15 protein-coding genes are annotated in these 21,702 nt (G+C 64.1%); 1 reads left to right on the top strand and 14 read right to left on the bottom strand.

The features are described 5' to 3' along the window. Nucleotides 1-18 precede the first annotated feature (18 nt). Both lpxO and rlmM read right to left on the bottom strand, forming a co-directional pair. The gene (gene lpxO, locus A9179_RS09815; RefSeq protein ID WP_187805630.1) at nucleotides 19-918 is read right to left on the bottom strand and encodes a lipid A hydroxylase LpxO; all 900 of its coding nucleotides are present in this window, start codon (nucleotides 916-918) and stop codon (nucleotides 19-21) included. 84 nt (nucleotides 919-1,002) lie between these two features. Then, a complete protein-coding gene (gene rlmM / locus A9179_RS09810; RefSeq protein WP_187805629.1) occupies nucleotides 1,003-2,052 on the bottom strand; it encodes a 23S rRNA (cytidine(2498)-2'-O)-methyltransferase RlmM in 1,050 nt (349 codons plus the stop codon). A 142-nt stretch (nucleotides 2,053-2,194) separates the two neighbouring features. Here rlmM and acnA point away from each other — a divergent pair, with 142 nt between their 5' ends. Continuing rightward, on the top strand, nucleotides 2,195-4,882 hold the full coding sequence (gene acnA, locus A9179_RS09805) for an aconitate hydratase AcnA (protein ID WP_187805628.1): 2,688 nt from the start codon (nucleotides 2,195-2,197) through the stop codon (nucleotides 4,880-4,882). 223 nt (nucleotides 4,883-5,105) lie between these two features. Here the strand turns inward: acnA and A9179_RS09800 are convergent, their stop codons facing one another. From A9179_RS09800 to A9179_RS09745, 12 genes are all read right to left on the bottom strand, one after another. Continuing rightward, nucleotides 5,106-6,545, bottom strand: a complete 1,440-nt coding sequence (locus tag A9179_RS09800; protein ID WP_187808550.1) for a mannose-1-phosphate guanylyltransferase/mannose-6-phosphate isomerase — start codon at nucleotides 6,543-6,545, stop codon at nucleotides 5,106-5,108. A gap of 64 nt (nucleotides 6,546-6,609) precedes the next feature. Further along, complete coding sequence (locus tag A9179_RS09795) at nucleotides 6,610-7,704, bottom strand: mannuronate-specific alginate lyase (RefSeq protein ID WP_187805627.1); 1,095 nt, start codon at nucleotides 7,702-7,704, stop codon at nucleotides 6,610-6,612. Nucleotides 7,705-7,734: 30 nt separating this feature from the next. After that, entirely contained in the window at nucleotides 7,735-8,382 is a 648-nt protein-coding gene (locus tag A9179_RS09790) for an alginate O-acetyltransferase AlgF (RefSeq protein ID WP_187805626.1), read from the bottom strand. A 27-nt stretch (nucleotides 8,383-8,409) separates the two neighbouring features. Further along, nucleotides 8,410-9,561, bottom strand: a complete 1,152-nt coding sequence (locus tag A9179_RS09785) for an alginate O-acetyltransferase (protein ID WP_187805625.1) — start codon at nucleotides 9,559-9,561, stop codon at nucleotides 8,410-8,412. Between the two features lie 12 nt (nucleotides 9,562-9,573). Beyond that, a complete protein-coding gene (locus tag A9179_RS09780; RefSeq protein WP_187805624.1) occupies nucleotides 9,574-11,058 on the bottom strand; it encodes an MBOAT family O-acyltransferase in 1,485 nt (494 codons plus the stop codon). 93 nt (nucleotides 11,059-11,151) lie between these two features. Further along, complete coding sequence (locus tag A9179_RS09775) at nucleotides 11,152-12,546, bottom strand: alginate O-acetyltransferase AlgX-related protein (protein WP_262410693.1); 1,395 nt, start codon at nucleotides 12,544-12,546, stop codon at nucleotides 11,152-11,154. 37 nt (nucleotides 12,547-12,583) lie between these two features. Beyond that, the gene (gene algG / locus A9179_RS09770; protein WP_262410565.1) at nucleotides 12,584-14,146 is read right to left on the bottom strand and encodes a mannuronan 5-epimerase AlgG; all 1,563 of its coding nucleotides are present in this window, start codon (nucleotides 14,144-14,146) and stop codon (nucleotides 12,584-12,586) included. A 17-nt stretch (nucleotides 14,147-14,163) separates the two neighbouring features. After that, complete coding sequence (locus A9179_RS09765) at nucleotides 14,164-15,597, bottom strand: alginate export family protein (protein WP_187805622.1); 1,434 nt, start codon at nucleotides 15,595-15,597, stop codon at nucleotides 14,164-14,166. Beyond that, a complete protein-coding gene (locus tag A9179_RS09760; protein WP_187805621.1) occupies nucleotides 15,594-16,970 on the bottom strand; it encodes a tetratricopeptide repeat protein in 1,377 nt (458 codons plus the stop codon). The genes A9179_RS09765 and A9179_RS09760 overlap by 4 nt, the downstream gene beginning before the upstream one ends. Further along, nucleotides 16,967-18,121: an HlyD family efflux transporter periplasmic adaptor subunit gene (locus A9179_RS09755; protein ID WP_187808548.1), complete on the bottom strand. Its 1,155-nt coding sequence runs from the start codon at nucleotides 18,119-18,121 to the stop codon at nucleotides 16,967-16,969. The genes A9179_RS09760 and A9179_RS09755 overlap by 4 nt, the downstream gene beginning before the upstream one ends. A 77-nt stretch (nucleotides 18,122-18,198) precedes the next feature. After that, nucleotides 18,199-19,680 (bottom strand): glycosyltransferase family 2 protein, encoded by a 1,482-nt coding sequence (locus tag A9179_RS09750; protein WP_187805620.1) that lies wholly within the window; start codon nucleotides 19,678-19,680, stop codon nucleotides 18,199-18,201. Between the two features lie 88 nt (nucleotides 19,681-19,768). Continuing rightward, complete coding sequence (locus A9179_RS09745) at nucleotides 19,769-21,079, bottom strand: nucleotide sugar dehydrogenase (RefSeq protein ID WP_187805619.1); 1,311 nt, start codon at nucleotides 21,077-21,079, stop codon at nucleotides 19,769-19,771. Nucleotides 21,080-21,702: the final 623 nt, after the last annotated feature.

Raw genomic sequence — 21,702 nt, 5'->3', positions numbered from 1 at the left:
CGCGGCCACCGGAGGGCGTCAGATCCAGATGAGCAACGCCACGATGGCAGCCAGCAGCAGCCACTGCAGGCCATAGTAGGCCGTACGGTTGCGCTTCTTCAGTGCCTTGGCGCGCAGGCGGAACTGGTACAGGTAGTGGAAGGCACGGTTGATCCCGCCGGTGGCATCCTGCTCGTCGTTCGGCGAACTGGCGGCAGCCATCACCTTGCGGCTGAACCAGCGGTTGAGCGCCTCGGCCCAGCGGTACTTGAGCGGCCGCTCGATGTCGCAGAAGAGGATCAGGCGATCCCTGTCGGTCTTGTTCTCAGCGTAGTGGATGAAGGTCTCGTCGAAGATCACCCCTTCGCCATCGCGCCAGGAATAACGCTCGCCATCCACTTCGATGAAGCACTCCGGCGAGTTCGGCGTGACCAGGCCCAGGTGGTAGCGCATCGAGCCGGCATAGGGGTCGCGGTGGCGCACCAGGCGCGCGCCGGGCGGCAGCTCGGCGAACATCGCCGCCTTGATCTGCGGAATGCTGCGTACCAGCTCGGTGGTGCGCGGGCACAGGGTTTCGGCCGAAGGATGGCTGTCGCCGTACCACTTCAGGTAGAAGCGCTTCCAACCAGTCTTGAAGAACGAGTTGAAGCCGGCGTCGTTGTGCCCGTCGGCCTTCTTGATCCGGCCCATGTCCATCAGGTGCAGGCCTTCGGAGCGAATCACCTGCCAGTTGTCCTCGATCACCTTCAGCTCGGGAAACACCGCAGGCTTGTGGAAGGGCGTGCCCGGCAGCTTGGACGTCAGGTAGAGGATCGAGTTGATCGGGGCCAGGAAAGTCGAGTGTTCCTTGAGCTGCCGGGTGAACTTGTGCCGCACCCGCCCACGGAAGTGGATATGCAGGACACTGGCAAAGAACAACAGCAACAAGGTGACTTTCAAAGCAAACGTCCTCGATAAAGGCTGAACAAGCGAAAAACGCCCGACTATAGCGTCAAGCTGGCGCTTCTCAAAGTCTGACCGACCTTATAGCCGGCGCAGATGACAGGTCACCTCCTCACGATCGTGATAGAGCTGCTTGCAGGCAATCGACACCCTGATCCGCCGAGCCGCAAAGGCCTCTTCCAGACGCAGCAGCAGCTTGCACACCTCGGCATAGCGCTGCTTCATCGGCAGCTTGAGGTTGACCACCGCTTCGCGGCAATGCCCTCCGCCGATCCACTCCTCGACCATGGATGCGGTGCGCGCCGGCTTCTCGACGATATCGCAGACCATCCAGTCCACCGGCTGCTTGGGCTTCCAGGTGAACCCGTCGACCATCAGGTGGGTCACCAGTCCAGTGTCCATCAGGCTTTCGGCCATCGGTCCGTTGTCGATGGCGGTCACCAGCATACCGCGCCGAACCAGCTGGTAGGTCCAGCCGCCGGGCGAGGCGCCGAGGTCGACCCCGGTCATCTCATCCGACAGACGGGTTTCCCACTGCTCGCGCGGGATAAAGGTGTGCCAGGCCTCTTCCAGCTTGAGGGTCGAGCGGCTGGGCGCCTCGCGGGGGAACTTCAGGCGCGGGATGCCCATGGGCCAGAGCGCCGAGTTGTTGGCCTCGGCGAGGCCGAGAAACACTTCGCGCCCGCTCTTGAAGGTCAGCAGCAGACGCGGCTTGCTGGCGTCCTCCACCAGCCGGCCGGCACCAGTCAGGGCCTTGCGCAGCGGCGCCTCGAACTTCTTGCAGAAATTCGACAGTTCCTTGCCCTCGTTGCTGTCGAACACTTCCAGCCACAGGCTGCCGCACACCGGGTAGTCGGCCAGCGCCTGCAGCAGCACGCTGATGCGATCGTTCTCCGGCAACTGCAGGTAGCTGCCACGGGCCCACTGGCGGGGAAAGATCAGCCGGCTGAAACGCAGACCCTGCATCAGGCGGGCAGCGCCAGCAGGATCGTGGCAGACGAATTCGGCATGGGCGCTGTTGGGCTTGCTCTTGGCGTAGCCGGGCACTTCCAGGCGCGCCGCCTGGTCGGCTATTTCGGCGCAGACTTCGCCTTCGAAGCCGGGGCGACAGTGCAGTAGAACGCTATTCATGGGGGGCTCTCCTCAGGCCGCGCATGATAGCCGAGTCAGGGCTGGCAGGCGCGCCCGCTCGGCCCGGAGAACTGGCAAGAGCTGACCAGGCGGTCTAGTTTCATTAGTTCAGTCCGCAGCGCCGAGCGCCCAGGAGAACAACATGGACTCGTTCGATAGCCTCAACTGCCGGCGCAGCCTGCAGGTCGACGGCACCACCTACCACTACTTCAGCCTGCCGGAAGCGGCCCAGCACCTCGGCGATATCGCGCGTCTGCCCTTCTCGCTCAAGATCCTGCTGGAGAACCTGCTGCGCTTCGAAGACAACGCCACGGTCAGCGCCTACGACATCAAGGCGATGATCGACTGGCTCAAGGAGCGCCGCAGTGAGCACGAGATCCAGTTCCGCCCGGCACGGGTGCTGATGCAGGACTTCACCGGGGTGCCGGCGGTAGTCGACCTGGCGGCCATGCGCGCAGCCATGGCCGCCGCTGGTGGCGACCCGCAGCAGATCAACCCGCTGTCGCCGGTGGATCTGGTGATCGACCACTCGGTGATGGTCGATGCCTATGCCTCGCCCGCCGCCTTCGCCCAGAACGTCGCCATCGAGATGCAGCGCAATGGCGAGCGCTATGCCTTCCTGCGCTGGGGGCAGAACGCCTTTGCCAACTTCCGCGTGGTGCCGCCGGGTACCGGCATCTGCCACCAGGTCAACCTGGAGTACCTGGCGCGCAGCGTCTGGACCAAGGATGAGGATGGCGTCAGCTGGGCCTTCCCCGACACCCTGGTGGGTACCGACTCGCACACCACCATGATCAACGGCCTCGGCGTGCTCGGCTGGGGCGTGGGCGGCATCGAAGCAGAAGCGGCCATGCTCGGCCAGCCGGTTTCGATGCTGATTCCCGAGGTGATCGGCTTCAAGCTCAGCGGCAAGCTCAAGGAAGGCATCACCGCCACCGACCTGGTGCTGACAGTGACCCAGATGCTGCGCAAGAAGGGCGTGGTCGGGAAGTTCGTCGAATTCTATGGCGATGGCCTGGCCGACCTGCCCCTGGCCGACCGCGCCACTATCGCCAACATGGCCCCGGAATATGGCGCCACCTGCGGCTTTTTCCCGGTGGACGCGATCACCCTGGATTACCTGCGCCTGTCCGGCCGCCCCGAGAGCAGCGTCCGCCTGGTCGAGAGCTACTGCAAGACCCAGGGCATGTGGCGCGAGCCCGGCGCCGAGCCGCTGTTCAGCGACAGCCTGGAGCTGGACATGGGCAGCGTCGAGGCCAGCCTGGCCGGGCCCAGGCGCCCGCAGGACCGGGTGCCGCTGCCGCGGGTCAGCCAGGCCTTCGACGAGCTGCTGGGCCTGCAGCTCAAAGCCGCCGAGTCAGGCCAGGCCGGCAGCCCGCGGGTCAGCCACGACGGCTATGACTACAACTTGCAGGACGGCGCCGTGGTAATCGCTGCCATCACCTCCTGCACCAACACCTCCAACCCCAGCGTGATGATGGCCGCCGGCCTGCTGGCAAAGAAGGCCGTGGAGCGCGGCCTAGGCCGCAAGCCCTGGGTCAAGAGCTCGCTGGCCCCCGGCTCCAAGGTGGTCAGCGAATACCTCGCCGCCGCCGGCCTGACCCCCTACCTGAACCAGCTGGGCTTCGACCTGGTCGGCTATGGTTGCACCACCTGCATCGGCAACTCCGGGCCACTGCTGGAACCGATCGAACAGGCCATCCAGCAGGCCGACCTGACGGTGGCCTCGGTGCTGTCCGGTAACCGCAACTTCGAGGGTCGCGTGCATCCGCTGGTCAAGGCCAACTGGCTGGCCTCGCCGCCGCTGGTGGTGGCCTATGCCCTGGCCGGCAGCGTGCGCGGCGATCTCAGCCGCGAGCCGCTGGGTACCGGCAAGGACGGCCAGGCGGTGTACCTCAAGGACATCTGGCCGAGCCAGGCGGAGATCACCGCCGCCATCGCCAAGGTCGACAGCGCCATGTTCCACCGCGAGTATGCCGAGGTGTTCGCCGGCGATGCCCAGTGGCAGGCCATCGCCGTACCACAGGCGGCCACCTACCAATGGCAGGCCGACTCCACCTACATCCAGCACCCGCCATTCTTTGCCGGTATCGCCGGCGATCCGCCGCCCATCGGCGACATCCACAATGCACGCATTCTCGCCCTGCTCGGCGACTCGGTGACCACCGACCACATTTCCCCGGCCGGCAACATCAAGCAGGACAGCCCGGCCGGGCGCTACCTGAGCGAGCACGGCGTGGCCCCGGCCGACTTCAATTCCTACGGTTCGCGACGCGGCAACCACGAGGTGATGATGCGCGGCACCTTCGCCAATATCCGCATCCGCAACGAGATGCTCGGCGGTGAGGAAGGCGGCAACACCCTGCACATCCCCAGTGGCGACAAGCTGGCGATCTATGACGCCGCCATGCGCTACCAGGCCGCAGGCGTGCCGCTGGTGATCTTCGCCGGCCAGGAATACGGCACCGGCTCGTCCCGCGACTGGGCGGCCAAGGGCACCAATCTGCTCGGGGTCAAGGCGGTGATTGCCGAGAGTTTCGAGCGCATCCACCGCTCCAACCTGGTGGGCATGGGCGTGCTGCCGCTGCAGTTTGTCGACGGCCAGAGCCGCAAGAGCCTGGGCCTCGGCGGGCAGGAGCAGATCGATATCGTCGGTTTGCAGGGCGGCGCCCTGCGCCCGCAGATGAAGCTGACCTTGGACGTTGTCCGCGGCCCCGGCCAGCGCGAGAAGATCGAGGTGCTGTGCCGCATCGACACGCAGAACGAAGTGGAATACTTCAAGGCTGGCGGCATCCTGCACCACGTGCTGCGACAGATGCTGGCCAGCTGAAGCGCTGGCGGCGGATTGCCCGCCGCCGGCCACGATCTCCTGGCTGTCGGCCATACCGCGTTAAAAACAGCCTCGGAATGCTCATTTACAGCTCGTAAACTGCGCTTCCTCGGCCGTTTGACTCGCTGGCGCTCACCCTTCGGGCCAGCCTGCGGCTGTTACTCCCGATGGTCGTTGTGCCTTGTCTGGCTCTAATCCAGAAGATCGTGAACAGACTGACGGATCAGCTCGGCACCACGGCCTTGGGCGTGCGGCCATAGACGTCTTCCAGGCGCTCGATATCGTCCTCGCCCAGGTAGCTGCCGGACTGCACTTCGATGATCTCCAGGGGGATCTTGCCGGGGTTGGCCAGGCGATGCACCGAAGCGATGGGGATATAGGTCGACTGGTTCTCGGTGAGCAGGAACACCTTGTCGTCGCAGGTCACCTGCGCCGTGCCGGATACCACGATCCAGTGCTCGGCACGGTGATGGTGCATCTGCAGCGAGAGCTGCGCGCCCGGTTTGACGGTGATGTGCTTGACCTGGTGGCGCACGCCATTATCCACCGAATCGTAGCTGCCCCAGGGGCGGTACACCGCGCAGTGGCTCTGGGTTTCCTGACGACCCTGGGCGTCCAGAGCGCCAACCATCTTCTTCACGTCCTGCACCGCGCTCTTGTGCGCGACCATCACCGCGTCCTTGGTTTCCACCACCACCACATCGTCCATGCCGATCAGAGTGACCAGCTTGGAGGTGCCATGGACGAAGCTGTTGTGGCTGTTGTGGGTCACCACATCGCCCTTGAGCACGTTGCCGTCGCTGTTCTTCTCCTGCACTTCCCACAGCGACGACCAGGAACCAACGTCGTTCCAGCCTGCCGCCAGGGGTACCACGCAGGCCCGCGCGGTCTTCTCCATCACCGCGTAGTCGATGGAGTTGTCCGGGCAGCACTCGAAGGTGCCGGCATCGACGGTCACCACGTCGGCGACATTCTTGCTGCGCTCCAGGGCCAGCACGCAGGTGTCGTAGATGTCCGGTTCGTGGGCGCGCAGTTCATCCAGGTAGCGGCTGGCGCGGAACATGAACATGCCGCTGTTCCAGTAGTAGCCGCCGCTGCGCACGAATTCGCTGGCCCGCGCGTGATCGGGCTTCTCGACGAACTGCATGACCCGGTAGGCCCCGGGAATCAGCGAGTCGCCATCGTCGCTGCGCGCCGCCTTGATGTAACCGAAGCCGGTTTCCGGGCTCTGCGCGGGGATGCCGAACAGCACCATCTCGCCTTCCTCGGCAGCGATGCGCGCCAGCTCCAGGGCCTTGCGCAGGGCCAGCTCATCGCTGATCACGTGGTCAGCCGGCAGTACCAGCATCAGTTCGTCACGGCCCTCGCCCAGCAGTTGCAGGGCGGCCATGGCCACCGCCGGCGCGGTATTGCGACCGAACGGCTCGAGCAGCATGGACTGGGCAGTGATACCGATCTGCGCCAGTTGCTCATTGACGATGAAGCGGTGCTCCAGGTTGCACACCACCAGGGGCTTCTGCATGCCTTCGAAGGCCAGGCGCGTGAGGGTTTCCTGGAACAGCGATTTCTCGCCGGTCAGGGGCAGGAACTGCTTGGGATACAGCTTGCGCGACAAAGGCCACAGCCGCGAACCGCTACCGCCAGAAAGAATTACCGGAATCATTGGGTCAGTCTCCATTCAATATCCATTTAAAACTGCCGGCTACGCATGCAGCGGCAGGACAACCTCAAGGCAGGTGCCGGGAAAACAACTGGGTCATATCGCCCCCCAACCTGTAGGTATCCAGGGGCTCAAGGGAACGCCGCCACGCTTCCGTCTTCTGTGAACACGGGTACAGCGCGCAGTAGGGTTCCAACCAGGCGAACCGGTTGCTGTCCTGCAGATCCTCCAGGGTCTGCGGGTAACCGGTCTTTTCTTGGAAGATCTTCGGGTCGTGCAAACCGGACTCCAGGCGCTGCGCCAGGCGCTGCATGGCATCCGCGTTTTCTTCGCGCAGGTCGAGGCCATTGGCCTCGGCAAAGGCCGCGATCATCAGCAGCGGCCCCATGCTGTAGTTGTGATAAGCCAGAGCCCGAGTCTGACGGGACAGCTCGCGTGGCAGATAACCCTCACCATCGACCTGGCTCATGCCCTGGCGGTACTGCGCCACGGCCCAGTCGAACAGGTCGCGGCGGTCGAGAATCACCGCGCTGGCCATCACCGACCAGGCCGCCCAGTACTGGTGGTTGTTGCGCCGCTCCAGCGGCTGGGCATTCCAGTCGCGCACCACCTGATCGGCCAGCCGGGCAATCCAGCCCTCGATGCGTTTGGCCTCGGCGCCGTGCCCGGCCAGGGGCTGCGAGCGCGAAAACTTCAGGCGCAGGTAGGCTCCAGCCACGCTGCCCAGGGCCCATTTGCGCACCGACTTGCCGGTGTGGTTGTAGTGCGTGCTGAGTAGCGCATCGGCCTCGGCCCAGCTCGACAGCCAGGCCAGGGCGCAATCCACCGAGGCCGGCTGGCCATCGTGCAGGTAGCGCGCCACCAGCTTGTTCACGCCGTTCTCCAGATTGCGCACATCGGCGGTCAGCTGCGCATAGCGCGCCGCCGCCTGGGGGTTGATCTGGTCGCGAGCGGCATCCGAGCCGCTGTACTTGCTCGGAAAATACAACTCGCCGGTGTACGGCACCGGCACGGCCGGGCAGCTGTGCGGCTTGCCGCTGGGCGCCGGCGCAGCCAGCAGGTAGCCAGGCGGCGGCTGCAGGGCGGCACCGTCATGGTCTTTCGAGCAGCCCTGGGCAAGCAGCAGGAACAGGCCTGCGCCAGCCCCCAGCAAGATCGTCATGCCCCGCTCCGCAGCCTTCATCATGCGTCCTCAGTCGGTAGTCACGGGGCGTTTCACCCACACCGGCGACAGCTTGTCAGCGCTGCCGGTGACATACAGGCAGACCACTTCACCGCGCTCGATCACCAGCGGGTTGAGATCGGCCACCTTGCGCTCGCCGGCGAACAGCGCCAGACGCACCTTGACCGGGTTGATCTCGCGCTCGCCGCGGGACTTGCCGGAGACAGCGGCGATCACCTCGGTCTTGCCGTCGACCGTCTTCACGCTCAGCACGCTGTCGGAAAGGTTCTGCAGGCGCAGCAGCGATTTCTGACGGTTCTTGAACAACGGCTCGTCCACCAGGCTGAGGCCGCCGCCAGGCAGTTGCACCAGTGTGTAGTAGTGGTCTTCGGCCAGGCTCACCGGCAGGCTCTGGCCACCTGCCGTGGCGCTGTAGCTGCCGGCCGGGAGGAACTCGTAATCGCTGCTGCTCTTGGGCGCGATATCACTGAAATGCACAGTGCCCAGGCGCGCCTCCAGGTTCTCGCTGGCGGCGTTGTAGCCGCGCACGAAGGCCGAGCCTTCGGGTGCCACCGGGCCGTACAGAGTGGCCTCGTCAGCCATGGCCAGGGGCGCACAGAGGCTGAGCAGCAGGCCACCCAGTGGGGCGGTCAGGTTCAGTGAGCGGATCATCGACATGCGGTCTTTCCTCAGCAAGCAGGCGGCTCAAGGAGCCGTAACGGGTTTAACGGAGTCACGCGTGGCCAACTGCTCACTGGCACGCAGGCGGTCGAGCCAGGCGCTGTCGAACTCCGACAGGTCGCTTGGCAGCATCAGGTAGCGCTCGGGGAACTCCCAGATCACCAGGCGCAGATCGGCCGTCTCGGCACCGTCACGCTGCAGCAGGCGCAGCATCGGTACCAACGGGCCATGGCCATCCTCGGCGTAATTCAGCAGGTCACTGCCCAAAGCCTGCTTGAGGGCGCCGGCGAAGTTCCATTTCGGGTTGGCGCTGTAGCTGGTACCGACCAGTGCCACCTGCGGCTGGCTGTCGGCAAACAGCGCATCGCCACTGTCGCCAGCCGTTTCCAGGCTTTCGGTATGCCGTGGCTGCAGGCTTTCGGCCGGCGGCTGCAGGGCGCTGAAGTACGGCGCCAGCGGCAGGAAGCTGAGCAGGTCGCCCTTGTGACTCTGGCTTGCCGCCGTACGGGTCACGAACTGCTGCTCGCCACGCGGCCAGTCGCCGCGGGCGGCCAGGTAGGCAGCCAGATCCTTGGCCGCCACTTCGGCGCCGTAGGGCGTCCAGTGGGTGTCGGTACGCAGGAACACCGCCTCGCTGGCCTTGGCCTGCTGCAGGGCGAGCAACAGATCAGGGCCCAGCAGGTGCTGCGCCTGCATCATCTGCCGGGCCTGGCTGTAGAGCTGCTGCTGGGCGGCCACCGGCTTGTCTGTGGCGATCTGCTCCGGGTACAGACGCGCCTTGGCCGGCAGCAGGGCCAGCACCAGCTCGATGTGGCGACGCTTGAACTCCTGCTGCACCGCAGCGATCAGCGCCCAGTTGTCCTGCAGCTGCTGCGGGTTGCTGGCCGGCTTGAACTCCTCGTCGGTGAACAGCCAGTCCTCGCGACCGACCACCACCCCCGGGCGCCCTTCGCCGAACAGGGAATACTCCAGGGCCGCCCAGGCATTGGTGCCGATTTCCTTGAGTGGGAACTGCTTGTCGTAGTGTTTCTCGATGGCATGGGCCAGCTTGCCGTTGAGCAGCGGCGTCTCGCCAGCCGCGGAAAAGCTCAGCAACGCTGGCAGGGACGCCAGTGACAGCCCCAGCAACAGGGCGAGGAAGGTCAGGCTGTAGAGGATATTGGCGGTACGCGACATGTCGGCTCCTCCTCAGAACTGGAAGTACAGGAAGGGTGAAAAGCTTTGCGCCGACAACTTGAGCAGCGAGGCGACAAACAGCAGCAGCACCAGTGCCCGGCCCAGCAACACGGCATAGGCTGGCGTGGCGACCAGAGCGGAAGCGGATCCCGTCGACAGTACGCTGCCCTCCTCGGCCGCCTTGGCCTTGGGCGCGCCGCCCAGCGGGTCGGCAAAGAACTGGCGGATACCGACGCCAGCCATCACCGCATAGGCCAGCACCAGGGTGAGGATCTGCAGGCTGGTGAACTGCGCGACATTCAGCTCGGACAGGCGCCAGTCGCTGAAGCTGAACATGGCTGCATACATGCGCCAGGCCACGTCGAGGTTCTCGGCGCGGAAGATTACCCAGCCGAGTACCACCAGCAGGAAGGTAAAGGCCCACTTCAGCGGGTTGAGCGCCCGCGGCGCGGCGTTGACCCCCAGGGCCCGCTCAATGGCCAGCCACAGGCCGTGCCAGGCACCCCAGATCACGTAGGTGATGTTGGCGCCGTGCCACAGGCCGCCGAGCAGCATGGTCAGGAACAGGTTGCGGTAGGTGGCGAAGGTGCTGCCGCGGTTGCCGCCCAGGCTGATGTACAGGTAGTCGCGCAGCCAGGTGGACAGGCTGATGTGCCAGCGCCGCCAGAACTCGGTGATCGACTGGCTGATGTAGGGCTGGCGGAAGTTCTCCATGAAGCGGAAACCCATCATCAGGCCCAGGCCGATGGCCATGTCGCTGTAGCCGGAGAAGTCGAAGTACAGCTGCGCGGTGTAGGCCAGCGCGCCGAGCCAGGCGTCGCCGGTAGTCGGGTCGGTCAGGGCGAAGCAGTGGTCGGCAATCGGCGCGATGCTGTCGGCGATGAACACCTTCTTGATGAAGCCCTGCATGAAGCGGGTGCAGCCTTCGGCGAACTTGTCCACCGTGTGGCTGCGGTGGTTGAACTGGTCGACCAGATCCTTGAAGCGCAGCACCGGGCCGGCGATCAGGTGCGGGAAGATCGCCACGAAGGCGGCGAAGTCGATCAGGTTATGGGTGGCCGGGGTGTCGCCGCGGTACACGTCGATGATGTAGCTGATCGATTCGAAGATGTAGAACGAGATGCCGATGGGCAGCAGGATGTGGGTGACCACGAACGGCTGCATGCCGAACGAGCTGATGATGGCGTTGAGACTGTCGATGCCGAAGCCGGCGTACTTGAAGTAGCCGAGCACACCGAGGTCGACCACCACGCCGAGGATCAGCCATTTCTGCGCGGTTTTCGTACGCACCCCGGCCGCACCGACGCGCAGGCCGATCCAGTAGTTGAAGACGGTCACCGCCGCGAACAGGGCGAGGAAGTCGATACGCCACCAGGCGTAGAACACGTAGCTGGCCACCAGCAGCAACAGGTTGCGGTAGCGGTTGCCGCACAGGTAGTACAGGCCGAGAAACACCGGCAGGAACAAGAACAGAAATACGTTGGATGAAAACACCATGTCATCACTCTCCCTTTGAGTCGCCCGCCCTGCCCCCGATCCCTCGGGGACAGGCCAGTGCCCTGAATGCGTTGCGGCGACCCTGCTTCATCGTCAATCTGCCTTGGCCTGCAGCGCCGCCTTCGGCTGGTCGCGGCGTTGGCAGATGCTGGCCTCGACCTGCATGCCGGCCGGCATGTCGTCCGGCATCACCACTTCCAGCGACAGCAGGGTCTGGCCATACCATTCGGCGTCATCGCGCAGGCCGAAGACGAAGCGGCCATCCGGCTCGACCTCAGGCGCACGGGAGATGTTCAGGTTGTCCTGGGAGCCACTCATGTACCAGAACGAGCTACGCAGATCGCGGACATTGCCGGGGGTGAACTGGATGTCGGCGACATAGTCCTGGCTGTGGATCGGCTTGACCTCGGTGTTGACCAGGATCTGGTTGCGCCCCGGATGCAGCGCCACCTTCTGCCGCAGTGCTGCCGGCGAGGTGCGGCAACCGTCGTCGAGCATCGGCATGATCTGCCGGTAGAAGATCGCCATGGCCAGGTCGTAGTAGCTGTTGACCTCCCACACCAGGATCTTCGGCGGATGCTTCTGGAAATCCTGGCTGCCGAGGTACTGCAGCATGGCGCTGTGGAAACCGCCGCCGGTGACCGAGCGGTTGTCCACGTCAACCTGGGCGTACTGCTTGAAGAAGCCCTCGAAGTTGTACTGCGCGGAACTGAAGCTGGTACCCACCAGCACCACGTCCGGGCTGGCCACGTCGCCGAACAGCTCGCTGCTCTCCTCCTTCGGCTCGGTCACTGCGCGGGTGAAGTATTCGTTGGCGTAGCCGTTACCGCAGATCTTGCCAAAGGCCTGGTTGAGCGAGCCGATCTTGTGGTGCACACCCTCCTTGTGGGTGACGAACTCCTTGCGCGGAATGCTCTTGAACACCTCGGACTTGCTCAGCTCGGCCGCCAGCAACTGCGCCGCCAGCTCGGCACCACGCGGCGTCCAGTGGTTGTCGCGTTTGAAGAACAGGGTCTTGCGCACATCCGCCGGCTGGGCCAGCAGGGCGGACAGATCCGGCACGCGGATGCCCAGGCTGCGCAGGTGCTCGATGGTCGCCAGGTAGTTCTTGCGCGACAGCTCCACATCAAAGCTGCCGAGGCTCTGCGGGCTGAGCATCTCGGTGCTGACCAGGCCGCGCGGCGGCAGGTAGACCATGACCAGCTCGACGCCCTTGGCCTTCAGCGCATCACGCAGATCCTGCAGGTGCTTGTAGCCCTCGGGCGTGGTGCCGATATCGGTCATGAAATCGATCTTGCTGCGGAACAGCCAGTCCTCGCGCCCCTGCACCAGCTTGGTGAATTCGCCCATGTCGCCGCTGTAGGTGGTGTCCTGCAGGGCCTGCGGGCAGATCTCGCAGCAGCGCTCGATGTGATACTGCGGCGCGTCCTCCGCCCGGGCGAGGCTCGCCAGCAGTCCGGACAACCCCGCCATGGCCAGCAGGCCCATTGCTTTCACGCTTGCACTCCGTGTCATCGCTCGCTCCTCACTTCTGCGCTTGCGCCAGTTGCTCGACCGGCAGCACCAGGACTGCCTTCTTCTGCCGGATCATCAGGTCGAGGATCTGGTTCTTGCCGTCGGCCAGCGCACCGAACATGCCCACGCCGGTCGGCTTGGCCGGCATCAACATGTCCAGCTGGTAGAGCTTCACGCTCTGCGGCCCCATCACCGAGATGGCGCCGGTCTGGTTGCCGATCAGGCGCCCGCCGACCACGGTCAGGGACAGGTTCATGTCGAAGGGGTCGAGGACGAAGTCGCGGTCGGTACCGGTCAGATCCTTGACGTGCCCATAGATGCCCAACAGGCCGTTGGCCACCGCCAGGTTCTCGTACAGGCCGACGTCGGCGCTGTTGCGCACACGGATGCCGTGGCGTTCGTTGTTGAACGCCTTGTTGCCCCACAGCAGGTTCTTGCCACTCTCGTAGATGGTGATGCCGTCGGAGTGGTTGCGATAAATCTCGTTGTAGGCCACCACGTTGTTGACGCTGGTACGGTCGACGACGATGCCGGAGAGGTGGTTGTCGAAGGAACGGTTGTTGAAGATCCAGCTGTCGTTGACCTCGCGGGACACGATGATGCCGTGCTTCTTCACCGTGCCGTAGGAAGTATTCTCGGCAATGATCAGGCGCCGCGAACGGTCATGCGGGTCGATGCCGTAGACGATGTTGTTGCGGTAGGTATTGCCGCGCAGCACCACGTCGTAGGCCTCGTAGCAGTAGAAGCCGTACCACATGTCGTCGAACAGCGAGTTCAGCAGCCAGCCGGTGGGATGGCCGCGCTGCATGATCGGATGCATGGCCGGGCTGTACTGCGAGATGGAGATGCCATAGGACTTGCTGCCGGTGTAGCCCAGGCTGCTGACCGTGGAGTTGACGATGTAGGTTTCGGTACCGCCCCAGGAGTTGAGGAAGGGACGGAACTTGCCCTTGGTGGTGAACCAGTCCTGCTGGTTCTCCTGCTCGCGCCAGGCGGTCAGCTTGGTATCGGTGATGAACAGCTTGCCGTCGTTGATAAGGAAGGCGCCGCGCTCGCTGGACAGGCGGAAATCCTTGGTCTCCTTGCCGATGTGCAGGGTCGCGCCCTGGCTGACCACGATCGGCAGGCGCGCCAGGAACACACCCGGCTCGGTCTCGCGGAAGTATTTTTCCGGCAGGCTGCGCGCCAGCTCCTTCGGCGTCACATAGCCGCCTTCGATAAAGACCACCTGGGGCATCTCGCCCTGACGCTTGACCCACTCGCGCAGGCGCTCGTCACCGCCGGTGAACTCCACCAGCGGATTCTGCTCCAGCATGCGCCGCACCACGATCTGCCCGGCCGGCTTGGTCTGGATCTTGGCGTACACCGCCTCCGGGGTGAAAGGGCTGAGGTCGGGCAGCTTGGGCGCCTCGCGCTGCAGCGACTCGACCGGGATGCTCGACACCCGGTAGGCCGGGTGCTTGCCGTCGCTGGCTTGCCCGAGCGCCGCCCAGAGCAGCCCGGCTACCAGCAGCAGGCCCTTGCCGGCCCGCTGCGGGAATGCGCCATATAAATCCATCTTGCCAGTCTCCATGCTCGCTCCAGGGTCTCTCAGTAACGCCAGACCACGTCGACAAAGGCGCGGTGCATGTTCGAATCGGTACCGCTGACGAAGGCATCGCCGGGACGGAACAGGCCGCCGCGGAAACGCACCAGCGCCGACTTCGCGCCCAGCCAGCCCAGCTCGGCCGGCATCTGTCCCTCGTTGAAGTAACGGGTCAGCACCAGGTCGAACTCCTGGCCGAGATCCTTCTCGCCCGGCTCCAGCGCCGCCTGCAGGCCGCTGGCACTGTCGGCCTCGTCGTCGACCCGCCAGAAACGGTGGTAGATCAGGCTGGCGTCGTAGTCCTTGTTCAGCTGCCAGGCGCCGAACAGGCTGGCCGCCTGCAGGTTGTTCAGCTCGCCGCGATAGGCCTCGCCGAAACGGTTGATGGCGGAGTTGGTGCCGGTGAAGTTGGAACGGTTGCTCTGCAGGTCGGTCTGCACAAACTGCTCGGAGGAATCGCCATCGTCACCGCCGCTGGTACGCGAGTAGGTGGCACCGACCCGCCAGCTGTCGTCGATGTTCCAGCGCAGGCCCAGATCCACCGCCCAGGCATCGACGTCCTGATGGGTTTCGCCGGCCGCCCGGCGCTCACCGCCGACCGTGGCGGTACGCAGCAGGTCGGCATCACCGGTCAGCCAGGTCAGGCTGGCCATGTAGCTCAGCGGCAGGCTGCTGCGGTAGTTGTAGAAATCGCCATTGGCCTCGACACCGACCCAGGTCAGGTTGCCGCTGTAGGTCTTGCTCAGCTGATCGACCTCCTCGCCAACATCCGGCAGGTTGCCGCGATCGTCGCTGTGGTGCAGCTTGAGCCCGGCCCAGTGCCCCGGACGCCATTGCACGGAGAGATCGCCCAGCAGGTGCAGGCGGTCTTCGTCCTGCGGCGCCAGCTCGTCGAGGTCGGTGCGGTAATCGCTGAAGCGCTCGGCGATGCCGGCATGGGCACTGAGCAGCGTGGTGTCGAAATTCCAGCGCAGCGCCTCGATGTTACTGTCCCACCACAGGCCGTCAACGCTGCGCACCTTCTGCCGACCGAAGCGCAGCGACTCGCCCGGGTAGGCGGTGAGGCCGCCGTAGTCGACCCAGAACTCACGCAGGGCCAGGAAATGGTCGTCGCGCTCGCGCGCATCGCTGGGGTCGAAGGTGTCGGACTGGGTAGTGTCGGACTCGATCACGTCGGTGGCGACGAAAGCCTCGCCCATCAGGTAGGCGCTCCAGTCGCCCTGCAGGCCGTATACCCAGGGCCGGATGCTCAGGCCGGCGCCATTGAAGTCGCCGCCATCGCGGGTGCCCAGGTCGAGGTCGTCGATCGACTGCCCGGTAATCTTGATGTTCGCCCCGTAGGACAGCCCCGGCTGCAGTTCAGCCGCCCACAGCAGCGGGCTGCCGAGCAGGCCGGCCGTGCACGCGAACAGAGCGAGGCAACGGTTGGTCGAGGTCATAGCATTCCCTGCATTGATTGGGTCGAATTCTGCAAGCTCAGTTGTTCGCCGGAGCGGGCACTGCGCTCGCGGGCCAGCAGCTCCTCAACCTGCCGGTAGTCCTGCGGCTGCAGGCGCGGAGCCAGGCGTTCCATCAGCATCTGCCCCTGCGGCAACCCCTGGCTCTTGGCCAGGCTGGCGAAGCTGTAGGCGTACACCGCGTTGATCCGCACCCCCTTGCCGGCACCAAACAGCTGCGCCAGGGCCACATCGGCACTCGGGTTGCCGCCACGTGCGGCAATCAGCAGGTGCTGCAGAGCCTTGTCGGGGTCGATGTCGCCCAGCGATCCCTCGCTGTACAGCTTGCCGAGGAAGAAATGCGCCTTGGGCTCGTTGGCCAGAGCCAGCAGCAGGTACTTTTCCGCCGCCTGCGGATCGCCAGGAATCTCCAGGCCCTTCATGTACAGCTGACCGAGAGTCAGTGCCGCCCGCGAGGAACCGGCGCTCACGCCCTGCTCCAGGTAGCCGACGACTTCGTCCGCACCGCCCAGATCCGGGTAGCTGATGGTCAGCTCCGCCAGGCTGATCCAGGCATCGGCATAGGCCGGTGCGATCAGTTCGAACAGCACCTTGGCCGCTTGCGGATCGGGCTCGCCATTGGCCGGATCGGCCAGCATCTTGCCGGCGGCCAGAACCCGGTCAGGCGGCACCGCAGCGGACTGGTAGGCCGCCTGCAGGCGCTCCAGCAGTGCCTTGCGCGCCTCCGTATCGCCCTGCTTCTGGTAGATCGCCACCAGCTCGGCGTAACACTCGCTGACCTGGGACAGCCAGGCCTCGCAGGTTTTCTGGATCTCGCCGAGGTGCTGGGCGTAATCGCCACGGGCGCGGTACAGCAGGATCTTGCCGAGTTGCGCCTCGCCAATGCCCTGGGCCTGCCACTGGGCCAGCTCCTGATCGATCTCGCCGCTGGTCATCCGTTGCGAATCGAGCAGCTGCAGCTGTACCAGCGGCAGCAGCACCGAGTGGTCACCCTCGCTCAGCCCCTGGCGCAGCAGGCCCTCGGCCTCGGCGCGCTCCTGCGGCGTCGGCTGCGGTTTGTTCGCCAGCCATTTGCCCAGGCGCACTGCCGCCACCGGTGAGCGCCCCAGGGCGCCGCGGTACAGGGCTTCGGCCTGGGCCTGCTGTTCCGGCACGGGGCTGCGCACGAGGATATCGGCCAGGCCGATTTCGCCATCCACATAGCCCTGCTCGGCCAGGCCACGGAAGTTCGCCTCGGCCGTGGCCAGATCGCCGCCGTTCTTCGCCTGCTTGGCCAGCTGCAGATCGGGCAGGCTCAGGCAGCCCGACAGCAGGCCGATACCGAGCGAGCCGAGTGCCAGGCTGAGCCTGTTCATTTGCCGGCCGCCAGGCTGTTGCTCGACCACAGGCCGCCCAGCGGCTGGATGCGTACATCCACCGGGCGCTTGGCCAGTTCGCTGGCCAGCGGCAGTTCCGGCTCGATCATCACGCGGATGTCCGAGGCCAGGCCACCATCCTGCAGCGCCATGCTGCTGATCACGCCACTGCGCGGCTCGGTTTCGCCGCCCACCAGGAAGCTCACCTGGGTGCCGGGCTGCAGTTCATCGAAGGCACGGTACGGGAAGCGCGCCTCGACGGTGGCTACGCTGTCGGCCGGGGCCAGGGTGAACACCGCGGCGCCCTTGGTCGCCACCTGGCCATCGCCCACCAGCTGGGACACCACGCGGCAGTCGCAGGGGCTGGTCAGGGTGCCCTGGAAGTTCTTGCTGAACAGACGCTCAAGGTTGTCCGGGGTCATCTCCGACTCCGGCAGCACACCTTTCAGCGCGTCCAGCATGGTGGCGGTGAAAGTCGCCACCGGTGCGCCCTTGGCCACCGTATCACCGACCTTGACCAGGCTCTGCACCGAGCCCTCGCGCGGCATGGCCACTTGCTGGCCGGGCACCGCGACCTGGGCCGAGTCGGCGTGGGTGACAAAGTAGATGTCGTACAGCTGGTAGAGCACGTAGGTGCAGGCACTGACCCCGACCAGGAAGATGGCCAGGCTCAGGCCCAGAGCACGCAGACGGGCCAGCGGGCTGCTCGGCCCTTCGGCCTTGTTGTTGCGCGGCTTGGTGAAGTTCTCGCGCTGCAGGGTGCTAATCAGGTCGCCGACATTGACCAGCTCACCGCTGAGGAAGGAGCTGATCAGGTAACGCAGCGCCGCGATCTCGCGCGGCTTGAGGTTGTGGAACTCGCAACCGGCGCGCTTGCCACCGATGATGGAGCGCACCTGGAACTCCACGTCCATGGCGAAACCGATGCCCTCGATCTCGAACATCAGCTTGCCGTTGAAGTACTGCCCCTCGCTGACCAGGCCGGTGTTCGGCTCGAAGCTGAAACCACCTGCCGACAGATCCAGCAGCTGCGCCTCCAGCTCCTGCCCTTGCGGGCTGCGGTAGACGATCTTGGCCGGCAATTTCAGGCGGGCGTACTGGCGCTGGGCCTCCGACTCGTGGACAACATTGGCATTGCTGCTTGGGCTCATCACTGCGCTCATGGTCTTTCCCTTTAAATTAATGAGTTAACTCAGGCATCCCGTGGCCGGCGGCCATCCGTTGCCGCTCACACCACCCACATCAAGGCAGCGACGAATACGCTTCCCGCCGAAAAGGTCATGGCCCGCGACGACCAGGTGTTGAACCAGCGCTGGAAGCTGGCCAGGTCGCGATCGAGCTTGGTTTTCTGGCGAGTCCAGGATTGCTGGTCGAGGCGGAAGAACACGTACACCTTCACCAGCGCACCAACGATCTGGTTGTAATAGAGGATCAGCGGATAGGCCGGGCCGATCTGGTGCCCTGAGGCCAGCAGCAGCAGGGTCAGCACCAGGCGGGTAATGCCGATCCACAGCAGGTAGATCATCAGGTAGGCGAAGCCGTACTTGATGCTGGCGACGATCGCCACCGAGGGGCCGAGCAGGCTGGTCCACATGGCCACCCGCTGATCCAGCAGCACCAGGCTGGTGAACCAGCCCAGGCGGTTGGGGCCGAGGCCGAGGGCGCGCGAGTTCTGCCGCAGGTTGTTGCCGTACCAGCGGAACATCAGCTTGCGACTGGCCTTGATGAAGCTCTTCTCCGGCGGGTGCTCGACCGTGTTGATCGCCGCATCCGGCACGTAGAAGGTGTCGTAGCCCAGGCGCATCAGGCTGTACCAGCTGGACTTGTCGTCACCGGTAAGGAACTTGAAACGCCCCAGCCGCCAGTGTTCCAGGTGGTCGCTCTCGACGTCGGCGATGAAACCCGGATTGGTCACCACGTTGGCGCGAAACACCGACATGCGCCCGGTCAGGGTCAGCACGCGCTTGGACAGCGACATCGAGCACATGTTGATGTGGCGCTGGGCGAAGCGCAGCTTGTGCCACTCGCTCATGATGTAGCTGCCCTGCACCTCGCAGAACTCGTTGGTAGTGAGCCCACCGAGGTTGTCGAACAGCTTGAAATAGGGAACGGTCTTGCGCACCACGCCCGGGGTGAGCACGGTGTCGCCGTCAACCACCGCCACCACCGCGTCATCGTCCGGCAGATGCCGGGAAATGGCACGGAAGCCATGGGCCAGGCCGTCGCGCTTGCCGGTACCGGCGATGCGGACGAAGTCCAGCTTGACCCGCTGCGGCGGGTTCATCCGCGCCCACAGGCCCTTGACCAGCAGCTCATCGGACAGCTCGACGATGGAACACACCACCGTGGTCGGGTAACCGCAGCTGATGGCTTCCTGAATCACCGAGCGATAGACCGCCGCCGTGGTCAGCGCGTCGATACGGAAGCTGGTGACCATCAGGAACACTTCCGATGGATTGGCCGCCGCCCCCAGACGGCGAGCCTTGCGCCGGTAATGGGGGTACACCACGTAGAGGAACAGCATTCCCCGCAGGTAGTGAATCGCGCCCATGGAGTAACGCCAGATGCCGACGGCACCCAGTATCAGTAAGAAGTCCTTGGATTCCGGGTCGAAGATGCTGCGTGGTAGCAGCAGCGCCATGCCCATGAGTACCGTGACGTAAAACAGCCAGCCTGCGGCATTGCGCAAGCGCCCCTGAAGACCATCCATGTTGCTAGCCCCGTCTCAGTTTCCGCACTGCAGCGGGGGCGTTGTTATTGTTGTTGTTACGCCCTGTGCACGTATCAAGCTGGCGTGATTACCAGCAGAGCCCTTCCAGCTCGGCAGTACTGGTCTGCTTCATGAAGCCCACCAGATCGATCACCTTCTTGCCCGGCGGTACCTGCTGGGCGAGGGTCTCGAACATCTCGTCGCCGTTGCCCAGCACGATCACGTCCGCATCGGCCACCACCTGGTTGAGGTCGGCCCGCAGCAGCGAGGAAACGTGGGGAATCTTCGACTCGATGTACTCGCGGTTGGCGCCGTGGACACGGGCGTACTCGACGTTGCGGTCGAAGATCTTCAGGTCGAAGCCCTTGCCGATCAGCATCTCGGCCAGCTCCACCAGCGGACTTTCACGCAGGTCGTCGGTACCGGCCTTGAAGCTCAGACCGAGCAGCGCCACCTTGCGCTTGTCCTGGCTGGCGATCAGGTTGTAGGCCTTGCGCACCTGGGCCGCGTTGCTCTGCATCAGCGAACTGATCAGCGGCGACTCGACGTCCAGTGAGTTGGCGCGGTAGTTCAGCGCGCGCACGTCCTTGGGCAGGCAGGAGCCGCCGAAGGCGAAGCCGGGGCGCATGTAGTACTTGGACAGGTTGAGCTTGTGATCCTGGCAGATCACGTCCATCACCTCACGACCGTCGACGCCGACCGCCTTGGCGATGTTGCCGATCTCGTTGGCGAAGGTGACCTTGGCCGCGTGCCAGACGTTGCAGGTGTACTTGATCATTTCCGCGACTTCGATGGTCTTGCGGATGATCGGCGCGTCCAGCTCGCTGTAGATTTCCTCGAGCAGGTCGCCGGAGATGCTGTCCAGCTCGCCGATCACGGTCATCGCCGGGAAATCGTAGTCCTTGATTGCCGTGCTCTCGCGCAGGAACTCGGGGTTCACTGCCACGCCGAAGTCCTTGCCGGCCTTGAGCCCGGAGTATTTCTCCAGGGTTGGGATCACCACCCCGCGCAGGGTGCCCGGCAGCACGGTGCTGCGTACCACCACGGTATGGCGACTGGATTTGAGCGGCAGAACCTTGCCGATCTGCTCGCAGACTTCCTCGATGTAGGACACATCCAGGTCGCCATTGCGCTTGCTCGGCGTTGGCGGCGCGAGGAAGGAGATGTCGGTCTCCAGCACCGCTTCCCGCACATTCAGGGTGCCGCGCAGCTTGCCGCTGCTAACGCCCTTCTGCAGCAACTCCTCGAGCCCCGGCTCGACGATCGGAGACTTGCCGCTGTTGATCAGGTCGATCTTCAGCGCCGAGATGTCCACTCCCACAATCTGATGCCCGCGTGCCGACAGGCAACCGGCGCACACGGCGCCCACGTAACCCAGCCCAAAAATGCTGATACGCATGAACGATCTCCTCCTTGCGTTTATCGATGCGGAAGGCCGCAGGCCAACCACACAACTTCGCTAGATCGACAGGGACTACTGACTCCCGAACTCCAGCTTCCTACTGCATAAATCCGCGCATCTCTTCAGTCATGAACGACAAACTTCAAGCCCACTTCCATAAGAGCAAGACAGATGCCAGAAACATTCACGACTGCAACTTTCCATAAGTTTCAGAAGTTATTCTTTAAAAACAATAACCTGGTTACCGTTAGTAACGCGTGAAGCGCATCACAAATGCCAAATTATTGGCACCAAAAGGATGCAAGCGCTCTGCAATGCAGCATACACGGCAAGAATTAGAAAGTAACACCTAAAAAATGGCCGCTACATTCGGGAATAAAACCCCAACTTTTCAGCATAAAAACCCCTTCAAGCCAATTTTTTGACTGCCATTTTTCAGTCAAGGAGAAGCCCCGCAAAGTCAGCAAAAACGTTATTCATGAATAAGCAATGACAATCCGGAAATAACTTTGCCAAACACGACCAATAAATAATAAATAAGACCCCCAAACTAATAATATTTTGACGCCAAAATATTATTATCCGAACGGACAGGTTAGACTGCTCCCCTCAGCGAAATA

The sequence above is a fragment of the Pseudomonas alcaligenes genome, from assembly GCF_014490745.1.
Taxonomy (GTDB): domain Bacteria; phylum Pseudomonadota; class Gammaproteobacteria; order Pseudomonadales; family Pseudomonadaceae; genus Aquipseudomonas; species Aquipseudomonas alcaligenes_C.
Note: the sequence above shows the minus strand (reverse complement) of the source record. Positions and strands in the feature narration are given on the sequence as shown.

What these genes read in the sequence shown, in the direction of transcription:
- rlmM (WP_187805629.1), bottom strand. Translation starts at nt 2,052, where the DNA reads ATGAATAGCGTTCTACTGCACTGTCGCCCCGGCTTCGAAGGCGAAGTC.
- acnA (WP_187805628.1), top strand. Translation starts at nt 2,195, where the DNA reads ATGGACTCGTTCGATAGCCTCAACTGCCGGCGCAGCCTGCAGGTCGAC.
- A9179_RS09800 (WP_187808550.1), bottom strand. Translation starts at nt 6,545, where the DNA reads ATGATTCCGGTAATTCTTTCTGGCGGTAGCGGTTCGCGGCTGTGGCCT.
- A9179_RS09795 (WP_187805627.1), bottom strand. Translation starts at nt 7,704, where the DNA reads ATGACGATCTTGCTGGGGGCTGGCGCAGGCCTGTTCCTGCTGCTTGCC.
- A9179_RS09790 (WP_187805626.1), bottom strand. Translation starts at nt 8,382, where the DNA reads ATGTCGATGATCCGCTCACTGAACCTGACCGCCCCACTGGGTGGCCTG.
- A9179_RS09785 (WP_187805625.1), bottom strand. Translation starts at nt 9,561, where the DNA reads ATGTCGCGTACCGCCAATATCCTCTACAGCCTGACCTTCCTCGCCCTG.
- A9179_RS09780 (WP_187805624.1), bottom strand. Translation starts at nt 11,058, where the DNA reads ATGGTGTTTTCATCCAACGTATTTCTGTTCTTGTTCCTGCCGGTGTTT.
- A9179_RS09775 (WP_262410693.1), bottom strand. Translation starts at nt 12,546, where the DNA reads ATGGGCCTGCTGGCCATGGCGGGGTTGTCCGGACTGCTGGCGAGCCTC.
- algG (WP_262410565.1), bottom strand. Translation starts at nt 14,146, where the DNA reads ATGGAGACTGGCAAGATGGATTTATATGGCGCATTCCCGCAGCGGGCC.
- A9179_RS09765 (WP_187805622.1), bottom strand. Translation starts at nt 15,597, where the DNA reads ATGACCTCGACCAACCGTTGCCTCGCTCTGTTCGCGTGCACGGCCGGC.
- A9179_RS09760 (WP_187805621.1), bottom strand. Translation starts at nt 16,970, where the DNA reads ATGAACAGGCTCAGCCTGGCACTCGGCTCGCTCGGTATCGGCCTGCTG.
- A9179_RS09755 (WP_187808548.1), bottom strand. Translation starts at nt 18,121, where the DNA reads ATGAGCCCAAGCAGCAATGCCAATGTTGTCCACGAGTCGGAGGCCCAG.
- A9179_RS09750 (WP_187805620.1), bottom strand. Translation starts at nt 19,680, where the DNA reads ATGGATGGTCTTCAGGGGCGCTTGCGCAATGCCGCAGGCTGGCTGTTT.
- A9179_RS09745 (WP_187805619.1), bottom strand. Translation starts at nt 21,079, where the DNA reads ATGCGTATCAGCATTTTTGGGCTGGGTTACGTGGGCGCCGTGTGCGCC.